The organism is Paenibacillus sp. FSL L8-0708, from assembly GCF_038009325.1.
Classification (GTDB): Bacteria; Bacillota; Bacilli; order Paenibacillales; family Paenibacillaceae; genus Paenibacillus_AQ; species Paenibacillus_AQ odorifer.
In genome coordinates this window covers 5,582,561-5,602,538 of record NZ_JBBPBC010000001.1, presented here as the reverse complement: position 1 = coordinate 5,602,538, position 19,978 = coordinate 5,582,561, and the positions used below count along the sequence as shown (strand labels likewise).

The window sequence follows — 19,978 nt, the reverse complement described above, 5'->3', positions numbered from 1 at the left end:
CTTTCTAACGGAACGGGTCCGAGCCCTTTTGCGTAACGTCTCCCGATACTCCGTGCTTCTTGTTATCCTGCGAATGCATGAGTCGATGAGGATTAATTGGTTTTATGCTGCTTGTGGGAATACCTTGATCGGTTCGTAAGCGGTACTGCTTTTAGCCAATGCGACTAGCATTCTCGCTACTTTACCGATTAATTTCATAATGGATTTCATCTTCTTCAGTTTCTTTTCCTCTACATTATAACGATGTGCCGCTCGTATCTCCGGATTTGTCATAACCATACTCATTGTCATGAGATAAAGAAAATGACGTAAACGTGGCCGGCCTCGTTTGCTGAGCACCATCTTTCCTCGCCATTTCCCGGAGCTAGCTTCAGCTAGATTTAACCCAGCATGACGCAGTAAAGCATTTCCGTGCGTATATCCGCTTAGATCACCAGCCTCACCGAGTACACCAGCTAGATTCGTAACATAGATGCCTCGTATTTCAAGGAGCTTCTGTGCATAAGGAATACGCTTAAGAATGAGGCGGAGCTCATGCTCAATTTGTTCAAGCTGGCGCTGGGCCAGGTCATATTCTTCGAGCAATTGCCCAAGATGGAGCTTGTATGCGTGGAGTGCCTGAGTGGCACCCACACTGGATTTCGCAAGTGAAATGAGTAGCTCAGCACGTTTAACTCCAGCATGACGCTTTACATATTGCTTCCAACCGGCAAGGACCTGTTCCGTATTTAACAGACGGATCTCTTTTGGCAAGGGGAAGAGTCGGAGTGTTGCGATTGCACTGGTGCAAGTGAGGATTTTAAAAACCTGACGAAGTTCAGGGAAAACAATGTCTACCCAGCGATGAATCTGATTAACCGCAGCGTTGAGGCGCTTGGTAACCGTCTCTCGGTTCGCCATTAGAATACGTAGTTCCTCGTAATCTTCGGGATGAAAACGAACAGGGGAGTAGTACCCGTTTTTGACCATGTCTGCTATGACAAGCGCATCTTTATGGTCACTTTTAGACGGTGTATTATCTCGGTTTTCCTTGTTCTTTTTGACGAGATGAGGATTAACCAGAACGGGCTCCATGCCTTGATCGAGGAGCCAACGTGCCAGGCTAAACCAGTAGTGGCCAGTGGGTTCCATACCAACTATGACGCTGCTAAGTTTGTAGGATTTGAGTAGATCTTGGATCCAGCGTTCGAACAGATCGAACCCTTCACGATGGTTACCGAATTCGAGCGGAGTTCCCAAAGCAATCCCACGAAAGCTGACCGCGCGGGCCACATGGACTTCTTGGGCGATGTCTACGCCAATGACCAAATGATGAACGGTAATGTTTTCAATGAGTTGATTTTGCTTGTCTTGAGCTTTAAACTTCATAGTAGAGCGACCTCCTAAATGGTGAGATTAAAAGGGCTGTAGACCCGTATCCAACTCCCATGTTACCGAGGCGCTCGTTTTTGTTCAAACTCCAAATTATTCAGTTTACAGGAATTCTAACGGGAAACGCTAGTTCCATAAACACGATAAAGGCAGCCCGTCAGTAAATGTGATCGGCTGCCTTTATTCAACTAACGGGCAAGTTACCTAAATAAACTAAGTGGTGGATAAAATATAAATATAAGAGTTCTCTCCCGAACTATTAGAAAAAGTCATGGTACGATGTCCTTATTCGGTTGTTTCAGGGGGAGTGAGGAGAACATGTTAAATACTCATGATGTTGCAATAGAAGCATTAACTTGTTATTCGATTACTTATCAATCAATAGCTCATATTGGCCAAAATGCAAACACCATCTATAAAGTGACAGATAAGGAAAGTAACTGCTATAGTTTGCGGATACATCTATCAAAAAATGATTCGATGGAAAGTATTTGGTCTGAGGAAAAAGTCATTCATTCAGAAATGATTTGGCTGCAATCATTAATAAATGATACTGATCTGGTGTTACCGTCACCTATAAAAAATAACATTGGTGAATATGTTACTAAGATAGCTGACATGAACTGTACATTGGTAAAATGGGTAGAGGGTGAACAAAAACAATTTGTTCCAACAGTCAATGATGCCGAGTGCGTAGGTGAATTGATCGGAAAGCTTCATAAACAATCATCTATTTGGAAGGTTCCGCAATCATTTACTAGACCATCCTTTGATAATACTAGAATTTCGCAATCATTAGAAAAGCTCAAACAGCTGGCCGACGGTGGTGAGCTCAATAAAAATGATGTGGGAATTCTGCAATTGGCCGGTGAGCGTGCAATTTTAATGATGAACGATATAGAAAGAACGCCTGGCAACTGGGGGATAATTCACGCAGACTTGATTCCAAGTAATTATGTGTTTCATAAACAAGAAGCTAGAGCCATTGATTTTGGAGCTTGCGGGTTCGGATATTATTTATTCGATTTAGGTTGGGCACTTTCTTATATCCACCCAGCGTTCAGAAGCCAGTTGCTAGAATCATACGCCAAACAATTCGGCCTGCCTCATAACTATGTTCAACAGTTAGAAGGCTTCTTTGTAGCTGCCCAACTCGAAACAATGAATTTTTGGCTTGGGTTGCCTGAATCTAATGAGTGGTTACCCAGTCATATTAGTAAATTAGCAAGTCGGGAATTTAGGTTATATGTAAATAAAAAAGAATTTCTTTTTAGTGGGACTCCTTACTGGGAGTAGTTTGTTCCACTAACGGAAACGTTGGCTCAAATCACGATCAGCCAGCTGCGTGATCGGCTGCCTTTTGCTCGATCTTGATCGTATCGGACCGTATTGCAGCTATTTCAGCATATGGGTTCATATTGCGAAGGTTTCGGACTGTATAGCTCTTATTGCCCTTGATTTACGTAGAAAAGAAGTACATTTGAGCGAATAGCTGCAACTGAGTCCGATAGTGTGGCAAAACGAGCTGAATTGTGGAAATAAGAGCAACTGAGTCCGAATAGTTGGTGAAAAGAACGCCGCCTGCCAAATTTGCTCCTAAACGTGCTACCCAGTGCTTAAACTAGCCGTCTAAGCTCAAGCTATCTACACCGTGCGTGGAATTAGCTACCTATAGCTCAAGCTATCTACACCGCGCGCGGAATTAGCTAACTACAGCTCGAGCTATCTACACTGTGCGCGGAATTAGCTACCTATAGCCCAACCTAGCTGCACCGTGCGCAGAATTTGTTACCTGTTGCTCAAACTAGCCGCCTATGTCTCGAAACTAGCTGCCCTTTGCGCGATCTTGATCGTATCGGACCGTATTGCAGCTATTTCAGCATATGGGTTCATATTGCGAAGGTTTCGGACTGTATAGCTCTTATTGCCCTTGATTTGCGCAGAAAAGAAGTACATTTGAGGGAATAGCTGCAACTGAGTCCGATAGTGTGGCAAAACGAGCTGAATTGTGGAAATAAGAGCAACTGAGTCCGAACAGTTGGTGAAAAGAACGCCGCCTGCCAAATTTGCTCCTAAACGTGCTACCCAGTGTTTAAACTAGCCGTCTATAGCTCAAGCTATCTACACCGTGCGCGGAATTAGCTACCTATAGCCCAACCTAGCTACACCGTGCGATAATTGAAGGATGGCAAAGGTGAAAACGTTTATTGGCTTATAACGCACCAATTAAACCTTGGAAAGAAGCTTAATATAAACAAGAAGGCAGCCGATCAACACGATCAGCTGCTTTTGTTCATCTAAGAGTTATTTCTCAAATAAATAAAAGCATCCCTTGACTTTCCCCTACACGGGAAACTGTATACTCACCTTATGTTATAGATTGGAGATGATATTTTGTTCAAAATCAGTGCATTTTCTAGGCTAAGCAAGGTATCCTTAAAAACACTGCGTTATTACGACCAGATTGGCATACTAAGGCCGAAAAAAGTGGATCAGGATACGTGCTACCGTTACTATTCCGCAGATCAGCTCCTTGAGCTCAACCGAATTTTAATCTATAAGGAATTGGGTTTTACATTGCCTCAAATTAAACAGCTGCTTCAGGAAAATATTTCATTAGAAAATATTCAAGGCATGTTTAAGCTGAAAAGAAGCGAAATCCAGCATATCATCGATACGGAACAAGCTAAACTCGTCAGGATTGAGGAACGTATGCAGCTTATAGAAAAAGAGGGGCAATTCGAAACGGGTCAAGAAATCAGAGTCAAAGCAGAGGGTGCTCAATTGTTTCTTTATCAGAAAGCATGCGGGAAAGAAGAGGACATTCCGGATTTGCTTCGTCAATTTGATCAGTTTATAACGACGGAAAATCGTCAATTCATTCAAGGCCCTCAGGTTGTTTTGTGGAAAGAAGTCGAAGGAAAAGAGGATGAGTTTGAGTTTGAAGTCGGGTATTTTTTAACCTGTGAGCTGCGATCATTTCCAGAACCGTTTCAGCTACGGACTCTTCCTCCTGAACCGATGATGGCCACAATGGCTTTTCATTCAAATACTAGTTTTGATTGTGCGGCCTGTGTTCATTTAGCTAAATGGATTGAGAAAAACAACTATCAGATCAAGGAGAACGAACCGGGCAGGGAGTTATATTTACCGTTATCTCCAGAACGAGATGCACAATTCATAGAAATACAAATTCCCATTATAAATAGATAACAGAAGAAGTGGAGTGGGGGAAATTGAAAAATAAACGGATCATTTATATTCTGGCACTGGCTGTTTTTCTGATTGGAACCATTGAATATATTATTACAGGAGTTATTGAGATGATCGCTGTGGACTTGGGAGTATCTACTTCTGAAGTTGGATTATTGGTGACTGTGTTTGCCCTCTCTGCAGCCATTGTCGCTCCGGTTTTGATTGCATTAACGATCAATGCAGATCGCAAGAAACTACTAATGACCACCCTAGGTGTGTTTATTGCCAGCAACGGACTTATGTTTGTAGATCTTGCTTATGAAACAGTACTATGGATACGTATTATCCAAGGGGCTAGCGGAGGAATCGCTACCGTTGTAGCCATGGCAATAGCGACCCGACTCGTTGAAAAAGAAAAAAGGGGCAATGCCATCGGTATCATTTTGATGGGGCTTAGCAGTTCACTAGTGCTTGGTGTTCCTGTGGGCACATTTTTTAGTGAGATGTTTGGATGGAGAGTGCTATTTGTTTTAATCGGATTATTAAGTATTCTTCCATTACTTATCATCTATAAAAAGGTTCCGGCAATCAAAGAAGAGGAAAAGGTTACCCTCAGAATGCAGCTCTCTATTTTAAAAAATCCAACCATTCTGATGGCCTTGGTTATTACGTTATTTTATGTCGGCGGCTATTCTACACTGTTTACTTATATTACGCCTTTCTTGCAAGCCACGTCCTCTCTTTCCATGACCGAAATTAGCGGTGTTCTGTTCCTGGCGGGCATTTGCAGCTTTGTCGGATCAAAGCTGGGCGGACAACTGGCAGATGCAAAGGGATCGAAATTCACCATTTGTCTCGGGCTCCTGTTACAAGGGACGACACTGCTTTTATTCGCTCTAGCCGGAGTCAATCTGTTGGTTTTAATCTTGGTTTTAATGATTTTTATGTTAGCAACGTGGAGTATTTCCCCGGCCCAGCAACTATATCTGGTTACTCTGGCGCCTCGAAATCCGGACATTGCTCTTAGTGTAAATACTTCGTTCATCCAATTTGGCTTTGCACTGGGATCTGGATTAGGCGGGTTAGTCATCAGTCGTACCTCTGTCCTATATTTGAATTGGCTGGGTTTTGCCGCTGTATGCATAGCTTTACTTCTTGCCAGCTTACTATTTAAAAAAATGAGCAGTAGGACTAAAACTACTACGGTTTAAATAAGAAATGGATTGGAGAACGACAAAGAGAACCTTTTCGCCGAATTTTTCCAGAGCCATCTGGGACTGAGTATCAGCATTCCAATTTAATGGACAGAGCTGATGTTGAGTGTTTATTTGATTACTGTAAGATATTAGAAGCGATAACCTCGAAGAATTTATTTTTGAAGTCGAATCACATGTCGATTCATTACCTGAACTTTAAGCTAGAGTGAAACGATATCTTAATAAAAACAAGAAGGCAGCCGATCAACACGATCGGCTGCTTTTGTTCATCTAAGAGTAATTTCTCGAATGAATAAAAGTATCATTGACGTTTCTCAGCACGGGAAACTGTATACTCACATTATGTTGTAGATAGGAGATGACACTGCGTTATTACGACCAGATTGGCATACTTAGGACGAGAAAAGTGGATCACGATACGTGCTATCGTTACTATTGGATAGTTCATGGCGGGAAGTTTGTCGGCCAAAAGTATTTTGGTGTTCTTGTCCGCGAGGGGTTCAAGGGTGCCCAGAGCGACTAGCTTGTAGTAAAAGTACCGGATTCTACATCGTGGAGTCAGGCTGTTGTCAGCTGCCAGCTAAGCTAAGTGTAACTCTATTTACGTTACCGATCCCTAGGAAAGTCCAGCGAGAGAAAGTCACTGCCGCCAACCCCCACCAATGTAGGCCCTGCCTTTATTTGCGGGGCGCTCCTGAAGACCGGCTATGATGACCGGATGTAATTCTGATTAAGGTCCATGCCGATGCAGCCCAATACTGGAAAAAAGGGAACCTGGCGGAGAAGGTGATGCACATGTTCAAGCGGATCACCAACCGGGATTCATCTGTAGGTCTCATTTGCTGTGCAGCCGGAAGAAATAAATGTCACGCCTGAGGCTACTCAAGTGTTATATCTATAGAAACAGAAGAAATAGAAGAAAGGAGACCAACGTGGATTCTATGGAAGAGAAGATTAGGAGAATACAGGCCGGAGATGCCCGCCTGTTCTCAGATGTAATCAAGCTGTACCAGCAGCGGATATACCTCTACTGCTTCCGGATGCTGAACAGCAGGGAAGAGGCGGAGGATGCGGTGCAGGATGTCCTGATTAAGGCCTATCAGAATATCGGGCAATACAAGCCGCAGGCGGATTTCGTATCATGGCTCTACAAGATCGCGTACCACCATTGTCTGAATCAGTTGCGGCGGCAGAAATTTCAGTTTCAATTGCGCAAGTTGCTCCGGCAGGAGGTTGCGGTGAACAGTGCCGAACAAATGGTCGAGGACCGTCTGTTCAGCGAGCCAGTCTCGACCGCCCTGGGGAAGCTGAATGTGGAAGACCGGAATTTGTTGATTCTGCGTATTTATGAAGATAAATCGTTTGCGGAAATCGGCGAAATTCTGGGTGTCAGTACGGCTACCGTACGCAAAAGATATGAACGGACCAAAGGCAAGCTTAAAAAGGTGTTGGAGAGAAAGGAGAAACAACTATGGACAAGAGTGAATTAACCTCGGAGGAGCGGTTTCTGAAGCACGGAGACCGGTCCGCCAATTTCATCCCCGTTGATGTTCATGAACAGGTAATGACAGCGCTCGGGCTTGGCGGGATCTTACCTGCTGCAGAAGAGCAGACCCCTCTGCAGACACTTCCGTCAAACGAAGGGGCTCCTAACGTTATGCGCAGGCTAAAGACAGAAGCTGGAACGGGGCGGAGCCGGAGGAGAATCCTGCGGATTCCGGTGCAGGGCTGGGTGGCGGCACTACTTGTAATGGTCTTGTTGGGCGGCGGTTATACCCAGTATTCCGGTGAACTCCGGCAGGGGGCCCAAATTCAGTACAAGGTGCTGCCCTATAAGCCACTTCTGGCAACGAAATCAGGTGGAATGATAGAGAAGCCGAATGAACCCTTGATTCCCTGGCCGGCCAAAGCGCAGCTGAGCAAAGAGGATGAACTCTACAAGATGAAATATGCAAAGGGCTACAATGCCATTGAGAAGTTGCTGCTTCCTGGAGAGTATGCCACCTATGTTATCAAACGTGAAGACGGGAAAGAAGAATCTCATCTTGGGTTATACTGCCCGCCGATCATAGTCAAGGACTATTCCACTTATAAGACCAGTGTTGAGAAGCACCACGCTCCCGAAGTGAAGCAACCGGGATATATGCCGGACGGGTATACCTTGGACGAGGCGTTTATCAAGCCTTCTTTTATAAAGGTCGAAGATGACAAGCAGTTTAAAGGCGAAAGCGAGATAGACCTAGGAGACAACTTCCGGATGACTTGGAAACGGGAGAAGGCGGAGAATATTGCCTATGATTCTTCTACACTTGTGTACAAGAAGGGGAAGATTCAGGTGAGAATCAGTGCCTCACGTGTTGATGAAAAAGCTACACCGGTAGAAAGCCTGCTGTGGACCAAAACGACAAAGGTGGAGAATATTGATATTGGCGGCAAGCAGCTCATTTATCTCGAACCTTCCAGCAACGAAAAGATTGACCTGGGGTATAAGTATAGACTAGTCTGGTCTGACCCGGAAGCGCAGATCATCTATAATGTGTCGGTTCGCCAGGAGAAATCTGAGTTGACCAAGGATGAGGTCATCCGTATTGCTGCCAGTATGATGAATTAAACGAACACAGATATTACGCTCAGGACTGTTTCGCTATCTATGATAGCGGGACAGCCCTCGAGCGTTTTTTGCATATGCGAAGCACTGCATATTCGTGAGATTTTATAAGAATTCTTGCATTGCTCTCATATGAACTTCCGATTCATATTATTAATGTAGCAATGTAGCAAGATAATGCAGATTATAGCCTCTCGGAATAAGGAGCAGCATGGAGGGGCTAAACCAGAGAAAGTGCATAATTAGAGCTGGAAAAGATGGATTATGAAAACCAGTTTCAAAAAAAGGGCAAACCTCAAGTGGGTACAGTGTGCTATACTGCTGCGCAATGTAACACTCGAAGTCTGCCCTCTATACATAACGACCGTCTTCAGTGGATCAAGCTTGTCCTCTATGTATAACGATAATCCCGCTGTTCTGTTTTCCAGTACAAGTGTAACACGACTGAAAATCAACGAGGAGGCTGATTAACGATGCGAGGCTGTATCAGCAAACGAAAGAATGGAACCTATGCATACACGATTGAACTCGGGAAACATCCTGTTACACAAAGGAGACGGTAGTGCCTCAAAGCCGGTTTTGCAACATGGAAAGATGCTGAACAAGCCCTAGTGCAGGCATTAGCTCATCTTGGACGGGGAAGTTACGTAGCGTTCCACTGCCCCAGCAGCAAAATTCAAGTGCTTTATGAAATCAATGAAAAAAGTGGTTGGTTTGACTGCGATAACCTCGAAGAATTTATTTTTGAAGTCGAATCACATGTTGATTCATTACCTTAACTTTACGTTAACGTGAAACTATAACTCAATAACGACACACAGGCAGTCGGTCAATGGATCGGCTGCCTATGTTCAACTAACGGGCAGAATACTTCCAATATGTGGTATTCTAAGGTGTGGGATTTGAACAGGGGGGAGCCATGTTGACGGAAATAAAATATCCAGTTAAGAATCCATCCAGAATTGGAACTATTATAGGCATGATTGCTCTTATATCGAGTCAATCTATTCTTGGATTGAGATTATGGAATCAGAGGGGGGTATTCTACACTTCGTTAACTGTGGTTCTTTTGTGTTTAGTTTTATTGTTACTCGCATTGTACAGAACATTTTTTAAGAAACCAACGGAGTTATGCCTATCCAATGAGCAAATTATATTAAATGGAAATATTATTAATTCAAAGGATATTAAAGTGATAATGACCAGGGGGTACTTTAAACCTGTTATTGGGATATTACCTTACAGGAGGAAGATCGTCCCATTAGATATGGCATTTAGGTATTCAAAGGATGAAGATAAAGGTATCTCGGATTTAAAGAGTTGGGCAAAAATGAACAATGTTAAGATGATCAATAAATCGTTTCAAACGTGGATATAAGTGTATTCAAAAGCACTATTCGGCAGTTAAATGCGGTATATATAGTACGATTATCCATAAGAGATGAGGTGCCTTTATCAAGAAGAAATATGCTTTTCTAATCGTTTCCATATTATTATTTGTGATGGCTTATACAAAACCAAGTAGTCAATATTTTGATAATTACCTCCATAAGGTTCACGGTCTTAAATGTGACAGTTCCGAAAGCTCAAATTGCTTTCATACTATTAATGACTTGAAATCATCAAGTCTCACACATCAGATTATTTTTATGACAGCAGAAACAAAAATTTTTGGAGAGGCAGATAACAAAATACGAGTAGTAGGTATTTTTAATCATTTTTTTGTGATAGAAAATCGTCTTCATCCTAAATCAGATAATAACAATAATATCGAAGTTCCGTTAAGCTAACGGGCAGGATTGTTTAGAAAGTCCCTGATTGTATTTACCTATGCTTACTGTTAATCTAAACAATAGAGATGCTAACAAAGGAGCATAAACCTTATCATGTGGAATACTCTGTAAAGATTAACAATTTGAAAGAATGCCTGAAATAGTGACTATACTATTTTATTAGGTATGCTTTTCTTTAATCTTACAAGGGTATGCAGGGAAAGGTGTATCATATACCCCTCTTGCGGATACCTGATGGTATCCGCTTTTATTTGTGGGAAACCGCATCTCTATTGATTCCTACCTGTTTATCCTTCTACTAGCGAGTGGAGGAACTTTATTATGCGATCGAAATTAGTCTTGATTGAGGGAATGCCAGGATCTGGTAAAACGACAACTGCTCAGCTCGTTCATGAAATTTTTACGGAAGTGAACATTACATCCCAGCTATTTTTAGAAGGTAATTTGGAACATCCTGCTGATTATGATGGAGTCGCTTTCTTTAAGAAAACTGAATGGGATGAATTATTGAATACCCATAAAAAGTTTAAAGATTTGTTGAGTAATCTAATGATTCAACAAGATAACGATTACTTCCTAGAATATCGGAAAATAAAAAGTGAAGTCTGGTCAAGTTTTCCAGATGAATTGCATCGCGCAGTTTTTAAACATGATATTTATGAATTGCCGCTGGATCAAAATAGGAAACTGATAACAGAACGATGGACGAAGTTTGCGGATCGTGTTTTGTATGGCGCAGACACCTTTGTTTTTGATTGTTGTTTTATACAAAACCCTGTAACTATAGGCATGATTAAACATGGTGCGAAGAAGGAAGACGTTATGAGTTATGTTATTGAACTGGCAACAATTGTAGAGCGGCTGAATCCATTGTTGATATACGTACAGCAGAATGATCTTGATCATTCTTTCAGAAAGGCTGTAAAGGAAAGACCTCAGGAATGGTCAGAGGGATTTATTGAATATTACACGAACCAGGGGTATGGAAAAACACAAAATTATAAAGGGTTAGATGGAACACTGCAGGTTCTTAAAGCAAGAAGGGAACTAGAAGAAGAGATTTTTACCAGATTAAACATTACCAAGATAAAAGTTGATAACTCTTCTTATAATAAAAACGATTATAAGCAAGTTTTAGAGGGCATTTTATCAGAATATTATAAATCAACAAACTAATGAGAGATTGGATTCTAGGGATTGCAGGCTGAAAAAGAGGCAATCTATCAAGCTTACGGGAAACGATAGCTGAGGAGCATTGCCATGGCAATGCTCCTTTTTTATTTGTTGAAGTAACGGGCAGGATTGCTTCATCAATTGTCGAATCCTTTGCTTGAATATTTCTATAAAGGAGGGGATGGAAATTAAGATACGAGAAGTTGTAGCAAATGATTATGCTGAAGTTGTTTTTTTATGGAATGATGTACTTGGTGTTCGCAATGTTAATATTGAAAATTTTCGAGTTACTATGGAAAACATGAATAAGGCTGGGAATTATAAAACATTCGTTGCATTATTTGAAAATGAAGTGGTTGGTTTTGTCACTATAGTTCAGGCGTTATCCGTAGGGTCTTCGAATGGTTATCTACATATTCAAGGGCTTGCCGTTAAAAAGGAATTACAGCATAGTGGGATAGGTACAGAACTACTAAGACACACTGAGAATTATGCTAAAGAAATGGGAATATCCAGTATTATTTTATGTAGCGGATTTAAGCGAACCGACGCCCATGCTTTCTATGTGCATAATGGCTATGACAAAGATTCATACTGCTTTGATAAGATTATTAAACTTGACTAATTTTGAATTAATTTACCGGGAAACGATAACTCAATAATGACACACAGGCAGGTCAGCGTGGGATTTATGTTGTTTATTCAGGAGGATTTTTGATTGTGGGTTATGAACAGGATTTTAAAAAAAGGGTACACGAAGTTATTAAACAGAAACAACTATGTTCAGTTATGAATGACACTAAGTGGGGAAACTTACAAAGTGATGTACTAAATAAACTACCTTTTACCCCTCCATATCAAGCTAAGTATGTCTTAGACGATATGCTTTATCCAGAGAACTTCGAAAACGACGTCTGGTATTTAGGGGATTGGATAGAAGGACTTTCACCTTTTTTTTCTGTAGAATGGATACGGGTTAGACCAAGGTATCAGAAGCACAAGGGGAATCTGCTTCCTCCTGAATTAATTGACATAAGTAAAGAATTTCTTTCGATTTTACATGAATTAAGAATTCCGTATAGAGAAGAAAATAATACATTTTTCATTTATGGATATATATCAAATACAGACTCACTTTTCAAAGGTAATCAATTAAGCTAACAGGAAACGTTAATTTAATAAAAACATGTAAGCAGCCGCTCAAACAACCGGCTGCTTTTTCATTTAAACTTGGTTTGATTCCGGATAAATAAAAGTTGCAAAAAGGAAAAAGATTGCTATACTAAATTTAAACGTTATTTTAAATGTCATTTAAATCAAAGGAAATATACTTGGAGGTTGCGTATGGAGACAGACAAAAAGTTGGAAACAAAAGAGAAGATTATGCGTGCCACACTGGAGTTGACCAAACAAGAAGGCTTTGAAAGGATCACTATAAAAAAAATTGCAGAAGCCTCAAGCACGAATGTTGCTCTAGTTAACTATTACTTTGGGTCCAAAGAAAACTTGTTTAGCGAGTCCATCAAATTGATATTGAACAGCTTTCAGCATACCTTTGCCATACTTGACGATTTCTCTATATCCTCACGAGATAGATTGAGGCAATTTTTACTGGATTATTTGCAAGTGATCCTTCAATATCCCGAATTGCTCTCCAGAATCATCCTGATGGGCAAGACCGTTTTCTCCTCCCAGCATGAATATGGATCATTTTTGAATCTATTAGGGTTTCCTAAGATACAAAATACTTTAAGAGAGTTAACCGATGAACAGCAGCCAGAGCACCTGATGACCATGACGATGCAGATTTTTGGAGCGCTTTTTCTACCGGCACTTATGAGTCCTATTCTAGAAACAGGAGCTTCCGTGAAGATTGCACCTATAGAGGAACAGATTGACCTGCTCTTTGCAAGATACTTTCATTAATAAACTCAGATTGAGGTGATTAAATGAATTTTTTAAGAAAATATTGGCAGGATATAGGACTATTCATTGGCATTGTTATATGCATGTATCTTCTAATGAATTGGCAAACAATACCGCGGATAAACAGCATATTATGGTTAAGCTTTGTGGCGATCCTTCTTCATCAATTTGAGGAATACCGCTGGCCAGGGTACTTTCCAGGCATATTCAATATAGCCCTTTTTAAAAGTGAATCCCCTGACAACTATCCATTAAATAAACAGTCGGCAATGATTATTAATGTGGTCATCGCCTATGTGTTCTACTTGCTCCCTGTATTCTTCCCGTCAGTAGTATGGCTGGGGATGGCACCTGTTTTAATGGGCTTTTTCCAAATCATTTTCCATGGAGTCGTCATTAATATAAGAGCAAAAAGCATGTATAATCCAGGATTAGTCTCCGCAATTTTTGTACATTTGCCGGTGGGGATCTGGTACATCAACTACTTATATGAGCATCATTTAATAACCCTCTCAGACTGGATTTGGAGCGCAATTTATTTTGCCATAGCTGTTTATATTTTAATAGTGAAAGGAAATACATGGATGAAAAACAAAAACTCCATTCACAAATTTTCGCAAAAGCAATTATGGTCTTTTCATAAGTAGCTCCTCATAACCCACCAGAAGGTTCAGTTGGCCTTTAACTAAACACAGAACATTAATCCTATCGTTACTGGAGGTTGATGCACTGTGTTTTTTTCTGCGGATTTCTTCGTTTGCTTCGCGCTATGAAAATGTTGAAGTTAATATTCTGTTGAGGATCTCATCACTATCTGTTTACGATTCAGAGTTAGAGTTAGAGAAGGCCAAGCGAAAAAGGAGCTTTCTCATGAACACAGATCCTAAAGTGCTTATTGTAACTTCGGCATTTGGAGACGGGCATCTCAAAGTAGCAGAAGCGATTGATCATTCTTTTAGACGTAGAGGGATCAGCCGGATTGTCACCTTGGATCTTTTCGCTGCAGTCTACCCTACTCTGAATGAGCTGTCCCGCAGATTCTACCTGAACAGCACAGGTTATACTCAAGAATTTTATGGATTAGTGTACAAGTTGACGAGCAAGATGAACCCAGACCAGTTCATGGGCAGATGGATTCATTCTATGGGCAAGCGGAAAGTGCAAAGGATCATCGACGAGATCGGACCGGATATTATCATTCATACCTTTCCTTATTTGGCCGCTGCAGAGCTTGCATCAACAAAGGGGAGACGGATCCCCCTTTTCACTGTCATGACGGATTATGTGGTTCATGGCAGATGGCTTCATCCACAAACCACAAAGTATTTTGTCGCTACGGAAAGCATGAAAGCAGAACTGATGTCATTAGGTATTACTGAAGAAAAGCTTGTGGTTAGCGGGATTCCGATTCGTGAAGCTTTTGAACAGACTCAGGAACGTGAAGCCCTTTTACGTAAGCATGGACTAGATGGAAATCGGCATTATCTATTACTTGCGGCAGGGGCTTACGGCGTGTTGAGTGATATTAACCATTTAATAATAAGGGCGCTGCAGCTATCAAACTTCGATGTAATGGTATTGTGCGGGAATAATCATAAGCTCCAGATGGCTACGGAAGAGCTTTTTCAAGGGAATCCTCGGGTACATATACGGGGTTATACAGAAGAAATGCAGGAGCTAATGTGCATATCCTCCTGTCTGTTGACCAAAGCAGGGGGGATTACCTTGACTGAGGCGATGGCTCTAGCACTTCCTGTAATTGTCTATCGTCCGCTCCCCGGTCAGGAGGCAGGTAATGCAGAATGGTTGTCTGAGCACAATTTAATAGAGATTGCCCGAAACGAGGAGCAGTTAGTAGAGCAGCTTCAGAGATTGGAGCATCTGGGGTACAGGGATGAAAAGGTGCAGGATATGAAGAACTTTTCCCGGAAATCAGCCGCGGATGTTATCGTTACTGAGGCTTTAGAGGTTATCAAGCTGCGGCAGCCGTCTGTTTCAGCTGTAAAATCTATGATTGTTGAAGGGCAGGCGAAGACGATTCGTGGATATTATTAGCAAGGTAGGAAGACCACGCGTTGTGGGTCCTCTAATTGGAGGCTGGCTCGGAAGCTCGGGGAATGAATTGCTGCCTTTTCAAGTAAGCACCTGTTTATTTGATTATAATTATTTATTACCAGATAAAGGGTCGATAAGATGTTATTATTTGTATGGGTGAATTTATTGAAAATGCTGCTTTATTGTCATTGGGGAGGTCAAAATGTACACGAATCAGAAGTTAGAGGATATTTTGCATGAAATGCTAATCAAGTCTGTGGAAAATGAAAAGTTTCCGGGATTAGCGGCCGGAATCGTAAAGGACAATCAAGTTCTGTTTACTGGTGAATATGGGACGGCAAATTTATCGACGGGTGATCCTGTTGTTCGTGGCACTTTGTTTCACCAAGCCTCTGTCTCCAAAACCTTCGTAGCAACCGCCATTATGCAATTAGTTGAGCGTGGTAAGGTAGAATTGGATGCTCCCATCACTAAATACCTGTCATATTTTAAGTTAGAGGATGAGCGGTATCAAAATATAACAATAAGACAGCTTATGAATCATACCTCTGGTATGCCTGATGAGGAAGATTACGCGTGGGACCGCCCTGAATACGACGAGCAAAGTCTTGAACGATATGTAAAAGGGATAGGTCACCACAAGCTGTTAAGCCAACCGGGACAGAAATTTGCCTATAGTAATATAGGATATGAGATCTTGGGAGATATGATAGCAAAAGTCAGCGATATGAGCTTCGAGCAGTATATGGAAAAAAATATTCTGAAACCGACAGGAATGCAGTCCAGTTCTTTTCTTAAACAGGAGGTTGAAGCTTATATTGCTGCACCTCATGTGCTTGGAGCTACCCATGAATGTGATGGCTGCGTTAGTAGTGTTTTTCCATATAACAGGGCTCATGCACCTAGCTCCACTTTATATACCCATGCCGAAGATATGTGCCAATATCTGCTGATGCATCTAAACGGTGGAACAGCCGGGAACGGCAATGAAGTCCTCCAGCCAGGTAGCTATAATGAAATGTGGAAACCTCATGCACAAACGGGCTATGATCCGGAAAATGCACAGATAGGATTGGGCTGGTTTCTAGGAGAATATAAGGGTTCTCGTATTCTCTCACATTCCGGCTGGGATACTGGATTCTTAAGCAATCTGTTCCTGCTTCCTGATAAAAAAATCGCTATTTCTGTTATGAGTAATTGTGACTATGTCAACATGGGCAGTGTATGCTTCCCAATCCTTGATCTGTTGCTTGGCTCCAATATTTAGAACGAGTCTGTAAATGATTTTACAACTTCATAACAAGGGGCTTCGTACTTTATAACATTCGTATCTTAAAGTACATGTAAGTCAAGCCCACTTACACTATGGAGGTTATGAGAAATGAAGAGTAAAGATGTGAAATCAGCCCTCGGGGTGATCGCGATATCCAGTGGTCTGCTAGCCCTCACTGCTTTGGCAGTGCCCACAATCGTCGCTTATACTACAGTGAACCAGAATGTGTCTCAAGCGAACGTTTCCTACACGCAAGAACTCAACCAGAAGCCAGCTGTTCAACTGGCGAGTAGCCAGATCCCGGTACTTAAGGTTGCAACCAAAACACCGGTCTCGACGATCAAGTCGTATTTTGAGCGCACAGTCACTGCTGAAGAAATTAAGCAGATTAATGAGTATGCAGAGAAGGCCAGGCTCACTGGCAAGGATGAACAGCTTACGCGGCAATTTACGGACCAGGAGAATAAGCGGCGGATGTTATTGGATGATCAATACAAGTACGATGGCTTACGGCCCAAGCAGAAGTTACCTTTGAAATCAGGGAGTTCCGAATTTTATCTGGATCAAAGCAAATTTACCTATGTAATTCCTAAGCGCGAACTGACCGATGAAGAAATGCTGCAATTAATCGACTGGAATTATCGCTTTAATTATGTGGTAAGCCTCAATCTTGTCGTGGCACAGCCAGATAAGAAGGACATCAGTCAGGATGAAGCCCTACGCAGAGCAGAAGAGAGCGTAAGCCGTCTATTCGGTGTCGATCTCTCAAAGTTGCAGGCTCAGACCTCATATTATAAACCTTTTCCTGATTCGAAAGGGCAATGGTTCGTTAATTTTCTACCTTACCGTGCAGAGACACTGCGGGCTCAGGATAAGTCTTATTTCATGTATAATACGTTCGTTGATGCAAAGAGCGGAACCGTACTTGATACCACGATAGTGGACCTGTCCTATAAGAGAACTCCGATTACAGCAGCTATGAATAAACAGATTAGCCAGGATTCCAGCTGGCTTCAAGCCGCTAAATCCATTGTGGTGGACAAGCAGGGCGAGATCCGTGCGATAACCAGCTCCTCTATCATTAAAGACAGTGCATATGACAAAAGCGGAGTAGTAGCGGTCTTGGTCAAACTGAAAGACGGTAGCTCCTACACGGTAGAGCTGCGCTATCCGGAGAAGACTCTGCGTTGCCTGATCTATACACCGGTTTCCAAGTAATGAAGTGAACCAGCGTTATAAACTTCTTTAGTATTTACAACCTACAGCAAGCCCCACTCGGGGCTTGCTGCTCTGCATTTTGAGAGCTGGTGGATAACTATTGTGAGGGCAGGCATGGGTATAGGAATTTCTTTTTACAAGAAGGGATGGTTAGATGCTAGATATTAAATCCTTACAAGAATGCCCTCTTCGCCAAAATGAGCTTATTGAGTATGTCAAAGAACGATGGCCAAAAGTACAACAAGTTGTGCTCCCCAATATACAAGAAAGTTTAATCTCAAAAGATGAGGAATTCCCTTTTACATTTTTGCTGTTGAAACATGATGTAATCATCGGGTTTTATCAATTAATTGAGCAGGAATTTATAACTCGAAAAGATTTATCACCTTGGATTGCGCCATTGTTTATTGACGAAAGTGAGAGGGGCAAAGCACTGGGAGCCGTTTTGTTGGAGCATGCCAGAAAAATAGCTGGGCAACTAGGTTATGCAAAAGTCTACTTGGCGACGGATCATATTCTTTATTATGAGAAATATGGATTTAAGGAAATAGGTCTGGATAACTTCGAGTGGGGACGGCCCACCAAAATATATGAACATGACACTATTACATAAATGACCCAAATGGAAAGCAGGAGTTATCATGGAACATATCTTCGAATTAGCAAAAATAAAGAGTGAAGAAATAACGATACTCGAACTGCAGGATGCAATGGATAGAGGGGATGTTAGTTCTAGGGAACTTGTTATGTATTACATGTATCGGATAGCAACGTTTGACCAGAGTGGTCCCATGATAAACTCTATTATGGAAATGAATCCAGATGCGATTTATATTGCCGAGGCATTAGATCAGGAAAGGAAATTAAGCGGAGCACGAAGTCTTCTACATGGTGTGCCTGTATTATTGAAAGGAAATATTGAAACGAATGATAAAATGCATACAACTGCGGGCGCATTAGCTTTGGAAAACCATGTTAGCTCGAACGATGCTTTTCTTGTCCAAAAACTAAGGGATGCTGGGGCCATTATACTTGCAAAAACAAATATGACGGAATGGGCAAATGGGATGTCATCATCCATGTGGGCTGGGTATAGCTCAATAGGAGGACAAACCAAAAATCCATACGGTGATCATTTTCCGGGAGGTTCCAGTACGGGTTCTGCCGCTTCCGTTGCAGCCAACTTTTCAACAGTAGCCGTGGGGACAGAGACGTCTGGCTCTATTTTAAGTCCAGCTGTGCAAAACGCAATAGTTGGTTTAAAGCCAACTGTAGGTCTAATAAGTAGATCAGGCATAATTCCATGGTCATATTCTCAGGATACAGCTGGACCTATGGCAAGGAATGTGACAGATGTTGCGATCTTATTAAATGCGCTTACGGGAAAAGATGAAAGTGATCCTGCTACTTGGAAAAATGAATATTCTACTATGGACTACACAGCATTTTTGGATAAAGACGGATTAAATAAAGCGACCATAGGCGTTTTTAGAAATGCTCTACCTAAGAATTATTGTGACATGGGTGAATATGATGAACATTTATTTAATGATGCTGTGGCTAAATTAAAAGGTTCTGGAGCCAACATAATAGAAGATATAGATATTCCATCGTTCCATAGAGAGTGGAAATATAACAAAATGAATCTTGAATTTAAGCATTCCGTTGAAAATTACTTATATAACCTTCCGGCTCAACTTCCTGTCCATAACCTAAATGAATTGATGGAATGGAACGAGCGGAATTCGGAAAAGGCTTTGAAATATGGACAAGATATGCTGAACTATCGATCACAGCTAGATAAACCGTTGAATCATTCGGAATATATAGTAGAGTCTATCTCTGACTTATATTATTCGCAAAATATGGGGATCGATCATGCTTTAGAAAAGTATGGATTGGATGCAATCCTGTTTCCTGCTTATGTCGGAGCTGATTTAAGTGCTAGAGCAGGTTATCCAACTATAGCAGTGCCCGCAGGCTTTCAAGAGAATGGAAGAGCCTTTGGGATCACATTTGCAGGAACGGCATTTAGTGAACCGACACTCATTCGGATTGCATTTGCATTCGAACAACAAACGAAACACAGGAAAATGCCGGCTCTAAAGAAATGAAAGATGAATTGAAAATTAGAAAAAGGTGCATTTAC

Annotated in this window: 18 protein-coding genes and 1 pseudogene; 18 read left to right on the top strand and 1 reads right to left on the bottom strand. The window is 41.6% G+C overall.

The annotated features are described in order from the left end of the window. Window positions 1-102 precede the first annotated feature (102 nt). On the bottom strand, window positions 103-1,368 hold the full coding sequence (locus tag NYE58_RS26700; protein WP_036684113.1) for an IS110 family transposase: 1,266 nt from the start codon (window positions 1,366-1,368) through the stop codon (window positions 103-105). Window positions 1,369-1,689: 321 nt separating this feature from the next. On the opposite strand from NYE58_RS26700, the gene NYE58_RS26695 reads away from it, so the two are divergent. The 18 genes and pseudogenes from NYE58_RS26695 to NYE58_RS26615 all read left to right on the top strand — a co-directional run bounded on the left by NYE58_RS26695 (window position 1,690) and on the right by NYE58_RS26615 (window position 19,943). Further along, window positions 1,690-2,667 (top strand): phosphotransferase, encoded by a 978-nt coding sequence (locus NYE58_RS26695; RefSeq protein ID WP_341003443.1) that lies wholly within the window; start codon window positions 1,690-1,692, stop codon window positions 2,665-2,667. Window positions 2,668-3,765: 1,098 nt separating this feature from the next. After that, a complete protein-coding gene (locus tag NYE58_RS26690; RefSeq protein ID WP_076194965.1) occupies window positions 3,766-4,584 on the top strand; it encodes a MerR family transcriptional regulator in 819 nt (272 codons plus the stop codon). Window positions 4,585-4,607: 23 nt separating this feature from the next. Then, window positions 4,608-5,777: an MFS transporter gene (locus tag NYE58_RS26685; RefSeq protein WP_076277407.1), complete on the top strand. Its 1,170-nt coding sequence runs from the start codon at window positions 4,608-4,610 to the stop codon at window positions 5,775-5,777. Window positions 5,778-6,141: 364 nt separating this feature from the next. After that, window positions 6,142-6,219, top strand: a pseudogene (locus NYE58_RS37575) (MerR family transcriptional regulator); the annotation flags it as partial. A gap of 505 nt (window positions 6,220-6,724) precedes the next feature. Then, window positions 6,725-7,273, top strand: coding sequence for an RNA polymerase sigma factor (locus NYE58_RS26680; protein ID WP_076217975.1), 549 nt, complete (start codon window positions 6,725-6,727; stop codon window positions 7,271-7,273). Beyond that, entirely contained in the window at window positions 7,255-8,394 is a 1,140-nt protein-coding gene (locus tag NYE58_RS26675) for a DUF4367 domain-containing protein (protein WP_076277406.1), read from the top strand. The genes NYE58_RS26680 and NYE58_RS26675 overlap by 19 nt, the downstream gene beginning before the upstream one ends. Before the next feature lie 919 nt (window positions 8,395-9,313). Next, window positions 9,314-9,769: a hypothetical protein gene (locus tag NYE58_RS26670; RefSeq protein ID WP_143761940.1), complete on the top strand. Its 456-nt coding sequence runs from the start codon at window positions 9,314-9,316 to the stop codon at window positions 9,767-9,769. A gap of 124 nt (window positions 9,770-9,893) precedes the next feature. Continuing rightward, window positions 9,894-10,181 carry a hypothetical protein gene (locus NYE58_RS26665; protein WP_341003441.1) on the top strand — a complete coding sequence of 96 codons (288 nt, stop codon included), beginning with the start codon at window positions 9,894-9,896 and terminating at the stop codon, window positions 10,179-10,181. A 324-nt stretch (window positions 10,182-10,505) separates the two neighbouring features. Then, on the top strand, window positions 10,506-11,360 hold the full coding sequence (locus NYE58_RS26660) for a hypothetical protein (RefSeq protein WP_341003440.1): 855 nt from the start codon (window positions 10,506-10,508) through the stop codon (window positions 11,358-11,360). Window positions 11,361-11,538: 178 nt separating this feature from the next. Continuing rightward, entirely contained in the window at window positions 11,539-11,982 is a 444-nt protein-coding gene (locus tag NYE58_RS26655) for a GNAT family N-acetyltransferase (RefSeq protein ID WP_076279211.1), read from the top strand. 95 nt (window positions 11,983-12,077) lie between these two features. Further along, window positions 12,078-12,518 (top strand): DUF6678 family protein, encoded by a 441-nt coding sequence (locus NYE58_RS26650; protein ID WP_341003439.1) that lies wholly within the window; start codon window positions 12,078-12,080, stop codon window positions 12,516-12,518. 183 nt (window positions 12,519-12,701) lie between these two features. Continuing rightward, entirely contained in the window at window positions 12,702-13,283 is a 582-nt protein-coding gene (locus NYE58_RS26645) for a TetR/AcrR family transcriptional regulator (protein WP_076184227.1), read from the top strand. 23 nt (window positions 13,284-13,306) lie between these two features. Further along, window positions 13,307-13,930, top strand: a complete 624-nt coding sequence (locus NYE58_RS26640) for an HXXEE domain-containing protein (RefSeq protein ID WP_076281346.1) — start codon at window positions 13,307-13,309, stop codon at window positions 13,928-13,930. A gap of 223 nt (window positions 13,931-14,153) precedes the next feature. After that, a complete protein-coding gene (locus NYE58_RS26635) occupies window positions 14,154-15,338 on the top strand; it encodes an MGDG synthase family glycosyltransferase (RefSeq protein ID WP_341003438.1) in 1,185 nt (394 codons plus the stop codon). A 202-nt stretch (window positions 15,339-15,540) separates the two neighbouring features. Further along, window positions 15,541-16,605, top strand: coding sequence for a serine hydrolase domain-containing protein (locus NYE58_RS26630; protein WP_341003437.1), 1,065 nt, complete (start codon window positions 15,541-15,543; stop codon window positions 16,603-16,605). A 114-nt stretch (window positions 16,606-16,719) separates the two neighbouring features. Next, complete coding sequence (locus NYE58_RS26625) at window positions 16,720-17,829, top strand: hypothetical protein (RefSeq protein ID WP_076217966.1); 1,110 nt, start codon at window positions 16,720-16,722, stop codon at window positions 17,827-17,829. Between the two features lie 154 nt (window positions 17,830-17,983). Continuing rightward, entirely contained in the window at window positions 17,984-18,442 is a 459-nt protein-coding gene (locus tag NYE58_RS26620; RefSeq protein WP_341003436.1) for a GNAT family N-acetyltransferase, read from the top strand. 28 nt (window positions 18,443-18,470) lie between these two features. Further along, on the top strand, window positions 18,471-19,943 hold the full coding sequence (locus NYE58_RS26615) for an amidase family protein (protein ID WP_076184221.1): 1,473 nt from the start codon (window positions 18,471-18,473) through the stop codon (window positions 19,941-19,943). Window positions 19,944-19,978: the final 35 nt, after the last annotated feature.